The 13,503-nt window shown below is 40.5% G+C and carries 9 protein-coding genes; all 9 read left to right on the top strand.

Going from position 1 to position 13,503, the window contains the following annotated elements; all coding sequences use genetic code 11:
- Positions 1–317: 317 nt before the first annotated feature.
- The 9 genes from ODOSP_RS18865 (at position 318) to ODOSP_RS11835 (ending at position 13,394) form a co-directional block, all read left to right on the top strand.
- On the top strand, positions 318–2,426 hold the full coding sequence (locus ODOSP_RS18865) for a thioredoxin family protein (protein ID WP_148233363.1): 2,109 nt from the start codon (positions 318–320) through the stop codon (positions 2,424–2,426).
- A 740-nt stretch (positions 2,427–3,166) separates the two neighbouring features.
- Positions 3,167–4,339: a FecR family protein gene (locus ODOSP_RS11870; RefSeq protein ID WP_013612545.1), complete on the top strand. Its 1,173-nt coding sequence runs from the start codon at positions 3,167–3,169 to the stop codon at positions 4,337–4,339.
- Between the two features lie 83 nt (positions 4,340–4,422).
- Complete coding sequence (locus ODOSP_RS11865) at positions 4,423–7,887, top strand: TonB-dependent receptor (RefSeq protein ID WP_013612544.1); 3,465 nt, start codon at positions 4,423–4,425, stop codon at positions 7,885–7,887.
- Positions 7,888–7,894: 7 nt separating this feature from the next.
- Positions 7,895–9,061: a RagB/SusD family nutrient uptake outer membrane protein gene (locus tag ODOSP_RS11860; RefSeq protein ID WP_041556756.1), complete on the top strand. Its 1,167-nt coding sequence runs from the start codon at positions 7,895–7,897 to the stop codon at positions 9,059–9,061.
- A 1-nt stretch (position 9,062) separates the two neighbouring features.
- A complete protein-coding gene (locus ODOSP_RS11855) occupies positions 9,063–9,362 on the top strand; it encodes a RagB/SusD family nutrient uptake outer membrane protein (protein WP_041556754.1) in 300 nt (99 codons plus the stop codon).
- Between the two features lie 34 nt (positions 9,363–9,396).
- Positions 9,397–10,233, top strand: a complete 837-nt coding sequence (locus tag ODOSP_RS18860) for a DUF4465 domain-containing protein (protein ID WP_013612543.1) — start codon at positions 9,397–9,399, stop codon at positions 10,231–10,233.
- A 359-nt stretch (positions 10,234–10,592) separates the two neighbouring features.
- The gene (locus tag ODOSP_RS18855; protein WP_013612542.1) at positions 10,593–11,441 is read left to right on the top strand and encodes an RNA polymerase sigma-70 factor; all 849 of its coding nucleotides are present in this window, start codon (positions 10,593–10,595) and stop codon (positions 11,439–11,441) included.
- A 184-nt stretch (positions 11,442–11,625) separates the two neighbouring features.
- A complete protein-coding gene (locus ODOSP_RS11840) occupies positions 11,626–12,204 on the top strand; it encodes an RNA polymerase sigma factor (RefSeq protein WP_013612541.1) in 579 nt (192 codons plus the stop codon).
- 53 nt (positions 12,205–12,257) lie between these two features.
- On the top strand, positions 12,258–13,394 hold the full coding sequence (locus tag ODOSP_RS11835; protein ID WP_013612540.1) for a FecR family protein: 1,137 nt from the start codon (positions 12,258–12,260) through the stop codon (positions 13,392–13,394).
- Positions 13,395–13,503 lie beyond the last annotated feature (109 nt).

The raw sequence follows: 13,503 nt of genomic DNA, 5'->3' as shown, positions 1-13,503 counted from the left end.
CGGACCTGTAAAAGTTACAGGTCTTCTGACAAAATTACATTAAAAAGCCCGAATCAGGAAACATTTATTCATTTTTACTCTTTCAATAAATCGATTATTTTAATTTCTCTTTTGATTTTTTCTAACCGGCCGTATCGGTCGCCTGTCGTTTTTGGGAGACTGGGTTTTGTAAAAAAAAGAGACAACAACTCTTAATAAAATGTTAGAGGACTATCGTGGATATCACAAATATAGGTTAAGATGGAAGAAATTAGACTTTAATTGAATCCCATTTTGTAAATTGCATCATCATTTACCAAAACTATTTAAATCATATTATGAAAAAATTAATTCCTTTGATGATGTGTTTGGTGCTAAGCGTAATGGCTTTTGCGCAAACGGGAGTGGATTTCCAGCATCTGACATTTGATGAAGCATTAGCTAAAGCTAAAGCAGAAAAGAAACTGGTTTTCGTTGATTGTTACACAACTTGGTGTGGTCCATGTAAGATGATGACAACAAAGATTTTCCCGATGAAAGAAGCCGGAGAATTTTTTAATCCTCGTTTTGTCTGTGTGAAGTTCGATATGGAACAGGGAGAAGGGAAAGAATTGAAAAACAAATTAGGTGTGCGGGCTTATCCTTCTTTCTTTATTATCCGTCCGGACGGAACGGTACAACATGCTGTCGTCGGTGGAGATGAACTGGAACCTTTTATCGAAAGAGTAAAGAAAGGGTTGAATGAAAAGACTTCCTTGCTGTATCTGAATCAACAGTACGAAAAAGGAAAAATGAATAAAAAGCAATTATTGGCTTATAAGGTCGCTTTAGATGATGCTTACGATCAGAAAAAAGCAGAGCAGGTAAAAAAAGAATTACTGTCTCAGATCACCGAGAAAGATAAATTGAAAAAAGAATACTGGCCCTTGTTTGAGGACGGTACTTGTACGGTTGGAACTCCCGATTTTAATTTGATTTTGGCCAATATTCCGACCTTCGAAAAAAATATAGGGAAAGAAAAATTGGATGAATTTTTATTCTCTGCTTATAGCCGGGCTTTATTTCCACACCTTAATAGAAATAAAGAAAGACAAACCGTATCTTTGGATGAACTGAAACAACAGATCGGTAAATTGGATCTTCAGAAAAAGAACGATTTGTTGTCTTTATGTGATATTGCCGGCTTGGTGGCTCAGGGAGATGTGAATCAGTTGGTATCTAAAGTGGAAGAAAAGGCTGCTACATTGACCGGAAACGATTTATCGTCTATGCTGATGGCTTTCGGAGCTATGCAGGATAAAGCGACTAAGGCAGATTATAACCGTATGGTTGCTGCCGCTGAAAAAATGATGGCTAACCCGGCTAATAGCGAAATGAAAAATTACCTGGAGTATTATGTGGAATCCTGGAAGAATTTAGCTCATGTAGGGGTTAATTTCCAGGACCTGACTTTTGAACAGGCAGTAGAAAAGGCTGCTAAGATGCGTAAACAGATTTTTGTCGACTGTTATACTTCCTGGTGTGGGCCTTGTAAATATATGAGTAACACTGTTTTCCCACAGGAGAAAATGGGAGATTATATGAATCCGAAATTCATTTGTGTTAAATATGATATGGAAAAAGGAGAAGGACCTGAATTAGCTAAAAAATTCGGTGTTCGCGCTTATCCTACTTTTGTCATTCTGAATACGGATGGAACCGTGCGTCATAAATTTGTCGGCGGTGGTGAACCGGACCGGTTTATCGAACGGGTAAAGGATGCTTTCGACGATAATAAAGCAACCGGTGTACTGGAAGCAAAATATGCAGAAGGAGTCCGGGATAAGGAATTCCTGGTTAAATATGTGGAAAGTTTGATTTCTATGTATTCTCCGGATGCTTCGAAAGTAGCTGCAGAATTATATGGACAACTCACCGATGAAGAGAAAGTATCGTCTGATTATTGGTTTATTTTCAATAATCCTGATTTAGCTCCGGCAGGCTCTGAAGCTTATGAATATTTGTTGGCCAACCGGGAGAAGTTTGCACAAAATAATACGGAAGAAGCTGTCGATAAACGACTGTCCAGTGGGTATCAACGTAAATTGATGATGATTTTCTACGGACGGGATAAATCGACAACAGCTGCCGACCTGGATCAGATGAAGAAAGAGATTGTCGGTCTGAAATTGAAAAATGAAAAATCATTGGTAGGGCAGATCAATATCGCTAAAGCACTCTTAGCCAATAATCCGAATCAGCTGCTTACAGTCTGTGAAAAAGAAGTGAACAACCTTTCTCCGGAAGAATTCCCATTCTCGATAATTGCCGGAGCAAAAGAAAAAGCTACTCCTCTGCAGATCAACCGTTGGAAAAAGATCGGTCAGAAACTGGTAGCCAAATGTGAGGATAAAGACATGGCAAAGCAAATGGAACAATATATCGAATCTATGTTTGCTAAAAAGTAGGTAAATAGTTCTGTCCGAAATAGAAGCGAAGCTGTGTGAATCGAGCATTCACACAGCTTTTCTTTTGAATTTTTAGAATTAACTATGAACTCCTTGCTTTCTAATCCTCTAAAAAGCATTATTTTTGTTTTTCATTGGCAGCTTAGGATGAAAACAAAAAGAGGAAATATTCATAGAACAAATAAAGCATAAAAAAGTCGAGGAAAAATATGCTGCTTACAGACAGTTGCATCCTGAGAATCCGGAACTGGACGATTATGATGTCATGGAAGAAGAGATCTATCGATGGCTTTTCAAGACGATAGACGAGTTACCACCCCGTTGTAAAAAAATATTTTTACTGCATTTGGATGGAAAGAAACAAAGGGACGGGGGTAATGTTTCATTTTGGGGATTCAAAATAAAAAAAATCAATTTTACTTCACCCATTTTTACTCCTTGCCTGTTTTTATTGTGAATAGTTTATTACCAAATAAACGTTCGTTTAATTTAGTTGAAAGTTTATAAAGTTCATAATGTTTATAAAGTTATTGGACCCCGCAGGCTCCTGGTTAATCGACAATGAAGCAGTATACCCGAAGAACAGGATATATTATATTGATTGTCAATGATTTTATTCTCGTTTTCTTTTCTCATTTTTCTTTATTTAATGGAAGTGAAGCTTCCAATAATTGTCCATTATCCATTATCATCTGTCCGTTATTCTTTCTGCGGAAACCCGCAAAAAGAATCGAACCTTTATGTTGTTGTTAGATCCTCAAGAGCTGGAATATCTATTGGAACACCTTGGACATCCTGAAACTTTGAAAGAGAAAAAATTTCAGGAATGGCTGTTGGACAACGATCACCGACAGCTGTTTGAGAGAGTGAGAGACTATCGGGAAGCTTACCTCAGAGTGGATAAAGGGGAGATGATCGACTTGGCAAAAGAGTGGGAACAGTTTGAAGTAAATGTCCAAAAGAAAAGCGGATGGGGAATGAGGAGAATAGGTGTCGTTGCTGCCAGTGTCCTTATATTCCTCCTGATCGGTATGCTTTGGCAGCCGACAGAAATAGAAACGGTGAAAGTGGTCCGGGAGGCGGAATTAATCGGTAAAAAAAGTGCGGAATTGATTTTAGCTAATGGACAACATATCGATTTGGAAAAACAAATTGTCGAGCTATGGGAAGAAAATGGCATACACATCAGTAACTCTACTCAAAGTTATTTGGCTTATCGGCAGGATACACTTACTTATACCGTCGATTCCTACGAAGAGTTGGTTTACAATACGGTGAAAATCCCTGCCGGTGCCGACTATAAAATATATTTAGCCGATGGTTCCGAAGTTTGGTTGAATTGTGGTTCCGAATTGCGTTATCCGGTAAAATTTGTGGGGAACGAGCGGCGGGTATATTTGCGCGGAGAAGCATTTTTCGAAGTGAAAAAAGCGACGGAATGGCCCTTTATCGTAGAAACGGAACACATGCACATACAAGTGACCGGAACCCGTTTTAATGTGAAATCCTATCCCGAGGAAGAAATTGTGCATACAACTTTGCTGGAAGGAGCGGTGACGGTTACCGGACCGGAAAACAAGATACGTGCTTTCCGGCTTTTACCTTCCCAGCAGTTTTCTTTAGATAAACTCACCGGGCAAATCGAGGTGAAAGAAGTAGATACCCGTTTATATACCGATTGGACGGAAGGAATGTTTGTTTTTAGAAAACAACGCCTGGAAGAAGTAATGAATACGCTTGCCCGTTGGTACGATATCGAAGTGTTTTATAGCGGCGCAGATGTGAGGAATTTACGTCTGTCCGCTAATCTGGGGCGTTACGATCATATCGATACCATACTCGAACTAATCCGGGCCATGGACAAAGTGGTTGTGGACAGGAAAGGCAATGTAATCACATTCAGTTGGAAATAAAAAATAAGGACCGGAATCGGCGTCAAAAATTTCCGGCCCTTCTTTAGTTAATAACATAGTTAAACTTAACCAATTACAAAAGTATGAAGAAAAACCGAAACGGCAGTTTCTCTTATTCGGGAAAATTGTCTAAAGTTCTGCTACGGATGAAGCTTACATTCGTACTTCTTTTATGTGTTATGTCCCAGGTGTTCGCTTTAGCGAGTGCACAAACAGTCAGTTTGAAAAAACAAAATGCTTCTCTGGAAGAAATTCTTTGGGAATTGAAAGAGAAGACACAGCTGGTGTTTATGTATAGCGATGAGGATATTGCTTCGGTGAAAGGAATCGATATCGACATGAAAAATACGCAGGTAGATGCGATATTGAACAAATGCCTGGAAGGTACCGATTTGAAATACGTCCGGGAGAATAATGCGATTGTGATTCGTCGTAGCCGCCAGTCGGAAAATGTCCCGCAGGTACGAATGAGGAAGATTTCCGGTAAAGTGACCGATACGAGTGGAGATCCTCTGCCGGGCGTGACTATTTTGGTCGACGGTACCACCATCGGTGTGGCTACCGATAATGAAGGGAAATATTCCCTGGAATGTCCCGAGGCGCCTGATCTGGCACTAAATTTTACATTTATGGGAATGAAATCACAGAAAGTGACTGTGGGGCCTAAAAATGTAATCGATGTAACCCTGGAAGAAGAGATGAACCGTTTGGAAGAAGCGGTTGCGGTGGGATATGGAACGACAAAGGTAAAGGATATGACGGGTGCGGTTACCCGTTTGGGAAGTAAGGATATGGAAACGGCTCCGATGGGGGCGACGATACAGTCTATGCTTCAGGGAAAAGCACCGGGAGTAAATGTGATGATCAGTTCGGCTTCCCCGACTTCACCGGTGTCTGTTATTATCCGGGGATCTTCTTCTCTGTCGGGTGATTCACAGCCATTGTGGGTGATCGACGGAGTTCCCGAGTATAATGCCAGTACTTCCGGAGATGTATCCAATACGTTGTATAATTTAAATTTGACCGATGTAGAAAGTATCGATATCTTAAAAGATGCTTCCGCTACAGCTATTTATGGCTCGCGGGCTGCTAACGGTGTCGTATTGGTGACTACGAAGAGGGGAAAAGCTGGTATGAAGCCTCAATTGGAGTTCTCTGCCCGTTATGGAATACAGACGATGAATGCCAATGATTTCCGGGTATTGACCGCAGATGAGTATATCCGGGTGTCGAAAGCTGCTTGTGCGATGAGTTTGTTTACGAGAGGTTCACTGGACTATTTCACCAGAAAATATGTGGACGAAACTTATTTTAATTCTCACATTAATCATAGCCAGTTTGATTTACATTCCCTGACCGATGAGTTCTATCTGAAAGATGCTTATGGAAATGGAGATACCGATTGGTGGGATCTGATGACCCGGAATGCCGCTACTCAGGATTACAGTATCGGAATACGCGGAGGTTCCAAAGAATCTTCTTATAGTGCTTCTATCTATTACAAAGACCAGAAAGGTATCGTCAAAGGTGGTAATTCCAAAATGTTGGGGGGTAGTTTTAATTTTGATGCTGCAGTTCGGGATATTATTCGGTTTAAATTGGATTTGAGAGCTACAGCCCGTACGGCTAATGATAAAGACAATATGATCGGTGAAATTCTCGATATGCGGCCGGATGTGCCTGCTTATAATGAAGACGGAACAATCAATATGATCGATTACTATACGAAAAACCCGTTATTATCACTGATGGATACCGATGAAGCCAAAGGACGGAATTTTTCCGGAACATTAGGATTGGAATGGGATATTATCAAAGGATTGACTTTCCGTACTTCCGGTACGGTTCAATATAATGTGAATAAATACAACACTTATACCATTGCCTGGTATGATGGAGCAGAAAGTTCTGCCAGTGTCAGTAAAAATGAAAGCTATACTTACATGTGGGACAATACGTTGAATTATGTGAATACCTGGAAGAAGCATAGTTTGGTGGGATTGGTCGGCTTTTCTATCGAGAAGTATGAATCAGATGGGTTGAAAGCTTCCGGTAGCGGTTTCCCCGATGACCAGGTTTTGACTAATTTAAACAGTGCTGCTAAAAAGAATAGTATTTCCAGTAGTTACAGTTCTAATACTTTGGCTTCTTTCTTATCGCGTTTGGAATATAAATTCAACAATCGCTATCTACTGACCCTGAATTTCCGGGCAGACGGTTCTTCTCAGTTCGGCCCGGATAAACGTTGGGGATATTTCCCTTCCGGTGCGGTTGCCTGGATCATTACCGAAGAAAATTTTATGAAAGATTATTCCAATATCGTTTCTTATCTGAAATTACGGGGATCTGTCGGAAAAACCGGATCACAGAATCTGGGAGCCTATGATTGGCGGACATTAATGGGATCGGCAACCTATAACGGTGCTGCCGGCATCGTACCCTCTTCTTTAGGAAATGATATTCTGCAATGGGAAGAACAGATACAGAAAGAAGTCGGTTTGGATTATGGTTTCTGGGACGACCGGATACGGGGTACTTTGGGATATTATCAGAAAAAAGTAGATAACTTATTGTATAGCGATCCTGTACCGACTTCCTCTTCTTTCTCTAGTGTTTATCAAAATATCGGTTCATTGAAAAACCGGGGAATCGAGTTCGATGTCCGGGTAGATATTATCAAAAATGTACAAAAAGACCTGACCTGGAATGTCGATTTTAACATTGCCCGTAATCGGACAACCCTGGAAAAGTTAAACAGTTCAGACGGTTATTTCGGTGGCGGAGCTTATGATTATTTTAAAATAGAAGAAGGAGGTGAAACCGGGAGATTCTACGGCTATAAAGATGCCGGTCGTTTATTTATGACTAATGAAGAACTGGTCGGTTTGAAGACCATCGATCCGAAAACCGGAACCCTGAAATATTATCGAGACGATTATAATTATGAACGTCAGGGTGATGTGTATATTATGGATCTGGATGGGGACGGACAAATCACTGCCGATGGCGATCGTACTGTGATCGGAAATGCGAATCCGGATTTCTTCGGAGGATTCGGTAGTACGTTGTATTGGAAAGGATTGATGTTGAATGCTGTATTTTCTTATTCTGTCGGAGGGGATCGTTTTTGGGACGAAGAAAAAAATAGTTCAGGAGATATGAATGTATATAATACTTCTAACCGGATATTGGATTCCTGGACGGTGAATCCCGGGGTAAATGCATCTTATCCACGGGCGATGTATTATGGTTGGGGGAGTAACAGTATTATTACCGACCGATATATTCACGATGCTTCCTATCTGCGGATGACCGCATTGAATTTATCTTATCGTTTACCGAAACACCTCTATAAAAATAGTATTTTGAATGCAGTGGAATTCACTTTCCAGGCCACAAACCTGTTTACCTGGACGAAATATCCGGGTATGGACCCACAGGGGAATTTTAGTACTACTTATAGTGCTTTTTATAACATGGGAATCGACTATAGTACCTATCCTTCTGCCCGTACCTATAATTTTGGAATCAAATTAACATTAAAATAAGCTGAATATGAGAACTTGTTCTATATATCTACTATTACTTTTGGCCGGAATATTTGCTTCTTGCGATGATTTTCTGGATCAGAGTCCGAAATATAATTTGACTTTGGAGAACGCAGTGACGGATTATAACGGAGCGAAGAATATTATCAACGGTATGTATTCTGTTATTGCGAAATCGTCTAATTTCGGTGGAGAACTGGCTGGAAGGTGGGCTTCGCAGGCTGGAGTATGGAATTATAATAATCCGAATTACAATATGACCTATAAAGAAGGCAGCAATGATTTCGGGGCGATTTGGCAATCTTGGTATGGGTTGGTAAATTCAGCGAATGCTGCAGTTATCGCTTTGACTAATCTGGATGTAAAGTTATATCCTTCGCCCGAAACAAAAGAGGCTTTGATCGCCGAGGCCAGATGTATGCGGGCCTGGGCTTATGCTAATTTATTCTGGATGTTCGGACACTGGTGGGAAGCCGACGACTGTGCTTATGGTATTTTATACCGCGATCAGATGTCCAATCTGAGTAATTTGCAGGTTCCCCGAATCACTGTCGGAGAATCTTATCAGAAAATTTTTGAAGATTTGGAACCGGGGTTGAAGTATTTACCCGATTTTACTACTCCCCGCTATTTATCGAAACAATTGGCACAGGTATTGAAAGCGAAGTTGTTATTGAACCGGGGAGTGATGCGCGGTGATGTACAGGACTTGAAAGATGCGCTGGATTTGGTGCTTACTGTGAAGAAAGATGCTCCGGGTAGCTGGAAAATGGAAGCCGATCTGGCTGAAATGTACGAGAAAGGTTGGGAATCCGGGGAAGTATTGTGGACCCGTTATATGGGGGATATTACCAATTGTGCCTGGAGTGAGTTTACCTATTCTTATGCTATAGGATATAACAATACCTATTACGATATCTTCGACGGTTGGATCAAGGAAGATCCCCGCTATACGGTGGTTATGGACTCGGTTCGGGCTCCGGAAACCTGGGATACAAAAAATGTTTGGGCATTAAAGAAACTGTATCATGGAGGACGGAACGATACTCCCGATGCTCCTTATACGGCTTATTATTTCCGTTATGCCGAACTCTATCTGATGGAAGCCGAATTGAAAGCCCGGCTGGACGATTATTCCGTATTCCGTAGCCGATGCTTTGGCTCCGCTGAATGAAATGCGTTCCAAGCGAACCAATCCGGTATTGCCTGCTTTGTCGGCTTCTTCTAAAAAAGAATTGTTACGGACGATTTTCCGGGAGATCTGTGTAGAACAATTCCTTGAAAACGGGAGTGAATACTTTGCATCTTTACGTTTTATCAATGATACCGATGCTAGTCCGGCTCAGAATAAACCCTGGATTTATACGTTGAAACAAGATGTTGATTTTTCGGCAGATAAATATTGCTGGCCGATTCCTGAAGACGAACGGTTGAAGAACAAATTGGCGGATCAGAACCCGGGATTAGGGAAATAAAAGTTGAGTTATTTCTATGTTAAAATTTAAAATGATGAGAAAATTTTTAGCTATAATCATGATGTGGGCAGGTTTGATCGCCTGTTCCGACGATAAAGATGTTTTGGTGAGTATCCCGAATGATGTGACGATGAATGAATTGGAACTGGGGCGTTTTACGCATCGGATTCCGGAGAGCGGTTTTACTTCGAAAGCTGCTCATACAAATGGGGTGAAATTTAATACCGTCAAGAATTCGGATGGCACGTATAGCGGTTTTGCCTATTCGAACCGTAACAACCGTTCTTTTACCTGGACGGCCACTCAGGAAGCTTTGGATTCCAATATCTATAGTGTATATACCCGCTATCCGAATGCCAATGAAGTTTATGCCGTCGCTTGTGTAAAAAACGACGATGCTTATTTTACCTTGGAAAAACCTGCGGTTGTAGAACATATACTGGTAGCTAACACTACTTATGCCTATCTGGCAATGGTGTATGGGGATCAATACGGTACACCGGAAAAGCCCGAAGCCAATCCGAATATCCCCGGGAGTGCCGACAAAAAAGGAGTATGGTATTCCAATGTCCCCGGAGGAGTAAAGAAATTGGTCGATGAGGACAAGGATTATTTTAAATTGATTATCAAAGGATTTAAAGATAACACACCAACCGGAACGGTAAACTTTTATTTGTGTACACGTAAAGGTGATCCTGAAAATCCGGATTGGAGCAGGGTGGTTAACGATTGGTATCCCGTAGATTTGTCTGCTTTGGGTGTTGTCGATAAAATAGTTTTCGATCTCGAATCTACCGATATAGAAGCAGGTACCGGCCGTATGCGGACTCCGGCCTATTTCTGTCTGGATGGAATCCGGATTCAGGAATAACCTTTTTTCAGTTATCTATTCTGTCTGGAAAAATGATCTCTAGGCAGAATAGATGATTGGACTTCTCCGTATTCGAATGACTTATTGGATATATTTATGGATATTCCGGAAAAATTCAGCGTAGTAAAAAGTTTTATAAATTTCAAAGACAAGATAATATACATCTTTGGATTCAAAGTAAAAATAAAGCAATTATAAATTAGGCAGTTATATGCTAAAATAGTGGATGGTATATAGAAACTTTATACTTAGATTGTTATTTAATAATTTTTTGTAATACTAATTTTTTTCAATTTTTCTTCACCCATTTTTAGGCTTTTCCTGTATTTGTCCATTATCATCTGTCCGTTATTCTTTTTGTGAAAATCCGCAAAAAGAATCGGGCGAATTATATATACTTCGATCTACCCTTCCAATTGGATCAATATGGAAGAAAAACAACTGAAAGAGTAGATTGCCTGGTATATTCTTTTGCGATTGTGGATCTGATGAGCAAGGAGGTGACCGTCCACCGGAATGTGATGGGAAAATGTGTCGTGGCTAAAGGATACGATTCTGTGATTTTTTATATCGGGGAACCTTCTAGAATAAATACTTTGTTAATATCCTTAAAAAAATTATATTTGCACGTAAATCAATATTCCGGCAAAGATAATATGTTAGGATATATAAGTGAACGTGAGTTTAAGCTACAGTTTGAAGATTCGTTTAAGCGGTTTTTCAAGCCATTGTGTTTTCATGCGATGAGCTTTGTGAAGGATGCGGATATTGCCAAAGATATTGTACATGATGTTTTTCTGACAACATGGGCGCAACGTAGAAAAATAGATTTTACTCAACCGATGTTGCCTTACTATTTGAGTCTTACCCGTAACCGTTCACTGAACTACCTGGATCATTTGAAAGTAAGGGCCCGGCACGAAGAGAATGAATCGTATAAAAATCTGCTCTATGCCGAGACCGATTATTCCGAACATGAAGAATTGATCCGGCAAATTATGAACAGGATCAATCAGCTTCCGGATCGTTGTGGAGAAGTGATGCGGCTGTGTTTTATCGAATGTAAAAAATATAAAGAAATCGCTGAAATACTGGGTGTTTCCGTGAATACTGTCAAAACTCATATTTCGTTGGGACTCAAAATTCTTAGAAAAGAGTTTCCCGCTTCTCTGTTATTTGCATTCTTTTCGCTCAGGCGCCTGAGATAAAAAAAACGAAACAAAGGGACGGGGGTAATGTTTCATTTTCCTTTTCTACGTTCTCGTCGGTGAGCATCCTTTTTATCCATTATTACTATTGTCACTAAGTAATGGGGGCTGGACTGATTTTAGTTTAGAGGAGAGTTGTTTTTTATTTTTTTCTTTATATTTGTCACACAATCGGAGGAGAAGTATGCGTGATAATGAACGATTTATAATAGACCTGAATAAAAAAAGAGAAACTGCCTGGCAGCAATTGTACGAGGAGTTTTATCCGGCATTGTGTACTTATGTGGCCAAGCTGACCCATGAAAATGTCGGAGTGGAGGATATTGTTCAGGAGTGTATGATCGGGTTATGGGATTCTTCCTTGCAATTTCCGAATGTCAAATCTTTGGCTGGCTGGCTTTACAAAGCAGTATACAACAGGGCTTTGAATATGATTCGTGATCGGGACAATGCCCGTCGGCTATTGGGAAATTATACTTCCGAGATTTCCTATACCGAAGAAATGGCTATCGATTTGGCCATTGAAGAAAGTGTGATCGCAAAATTCCGTTCGGTCCTTTCCGAATTGTCCGATCAACAGAGACAAGTTATGAATTTAAGCCTCGAGGGCTTGAAAGTCCGGGAGATCGCACAGCTATTGGAAGTTTCCGAAAATACAGTGAAAATGCAGAAAAAGCGGGCTTATGCCTATCTCCGTGAACGCATGGGAATGGTATGGGGGATTTTGTTGTACTCTTTCTTTTCAGATTTTTTTAAATATTAGTTATTTTCTGTTACCCGTTTTTTGATTTCATGTGTTTGTATAATAAAAAGGGTATGAATACATGGAATGATATATATGATTTTTCTGAAAAGGTTCTAAGCTATATTTTACGGAAGAAAGAAGAAGAGTACATTCAGCCGGATCAGGATAGTCCGGTTGAAAAGATGGCAGATAAGTTAGGAAACTCAGAAACTTTGGCAGAACGATTACAGCAACAATATCGTTATGATCCTATTCGGGCTTACCGGAAATTAAAGAACTATAGACGGAGAAGGCGTATTCGCCGTTATAGTGTGGCGGCTGGAATTTTATTGGTTTTAGGACTAGGATGGGGATGGTTTCACCAGAATAGTCCTGGCGATCCCCTTTTACTGACTCAAACTATTCAACCCGGTGGTAAAAAAGCAGTATTAACCCTGGCTGACGGTTCCGTTTGGCATATCGGAGATTCGGCAATGCTTATACCTACTGCACAAAATCATATCCGTATCGATTCCAGTGGTATGCTTTTACAGGCAGGGAAAGAGGGGAAAACGGAAAATACCGAAACCTACCATCTGTTGTCTATTCCCCGGGGAGGAGAATTTACAATGACACTGGCAGACGGAACGCGAGTGTGGCTGAATTCCGAATCAGAACTTCATTTTCCGTTGCAATTCGGTGGTGAGCAACGGATAGTTCAATTGACAGGGGAAGCTTATTTCGAGGTTGCAAAAGATGCTGCACATCCTTTTGTTGTAGAAGTGTGTGATTCTAAAATCCAGGTATTGGGGACCGGTTTTAATGTACGTTCTTATTCGGAAGAAGGGCAAATAGTGACGACATTGGTCGAGGGAGCGGTGTGTTTCGAATCTATAGAGGATAGGGTTATTTTGAAGCCCGGCGAACAGAGTATTTTGGATAAAGAGGGGCAACTTCAGAAACGTGTAGTTGAGGTTTATCCTTTTGTAGCCTGGAAAGAGGGGCGTTTTATTTTCCGTAAGCAGCGGTTGGAAGATATCATGGTCATGGTGAGCCGGTGGTATAATGTCGAGGTTTATTTCGAAGACGACGAATCTAAAGAGATTACCTTTTCAGGGGGTATGATGCGTTATGAAGGTTTCGAGGCATTGATGAAAATGATCGAAACGGTCGGGAGCATAAATTGCACCATAAAAGACAATACAGTTTTTATAGCTAAAAGAAAATAAAGAAAGACGGAATATTGGCACTATTCCGCCTTTCAACCGGCTAAGCCGGAAATGTTTCATTATAATTTACAAATTTATGAAAAAAAATGGAATCCGATGTCTTCTTTTT

The organism is Odoribacter splanchnicus DSM 20712, from assembly GCF_000190535.1.
GTDB lineage: Bacteria > Bacteroidota > Bacteroidia > Bacteroidales > Marinifilaceae > Odoribacter > Odoribacter splanchnicus.
This window is presented reverse-complemented; position numbering and strand designations above follow the sequence as displayed.

Excerpts from the sequence above, each read along its gene's own strand:
- ODOSP_RS18865 (WP_148233363.1), top strand. The coding sequence starts at position 318 with ATGAAAAAATTAATTCCTTTGATGATGTGTTTGGTGCTAAGCGTAATG.
- ODOSP_RS11870 (WP_013612545.1), top strand. The coding sequence starts at position 3,167 with ATGTTGTTGTTAGATCCTCAAGAGCTGGAATATCTATTGGAACACCTT.
- ODOSP_RS11865 (WP_013612544.1), top strand. The coding sequence starts at position 4,423 with ATGAAGAAAAACCGAAACGGCAGTTTCTCTTATTCGGGAAAATTGTCT.
- ODOSP_RS11860 (WP_041556756.1), top strand. The coding sequence starts at position 7,895 with ATGAGAACTTGTTCTATATATCTACTATTACTTTTGGCCGGAATATTT.
- ODOSP_RS11855 (WP_041556754.1), top strand. The coding sequence starts at position 9,063 with ATGCGTTCCAAGCGAACCAATCCGGTATTGCCTGCTTTGTCGGCTTCT.
- ODOSP_RS18860 (WP_013612543.1), top strand. The coding sequence starts at position 9,397 with ATGAGAAAATTTTTAGCTATAATCATGATGTGGGCAGGTTTGATCGCC.
- ODOSP_RS11840 (WP_013612541.1), top strand. The coding sequence starts at position 11,626 with ATGCGTGATAATGAACGATTTATAATAGACCTGAATAAAAAAAGAGAA.
- ODOSP_RS11835 (WP_013612540.1), top strand. The coding sequence starts at position 12,258 with ATGAATACATGGAATGATATATATGATTTTTCTGAAAAGGTTCTAAGC.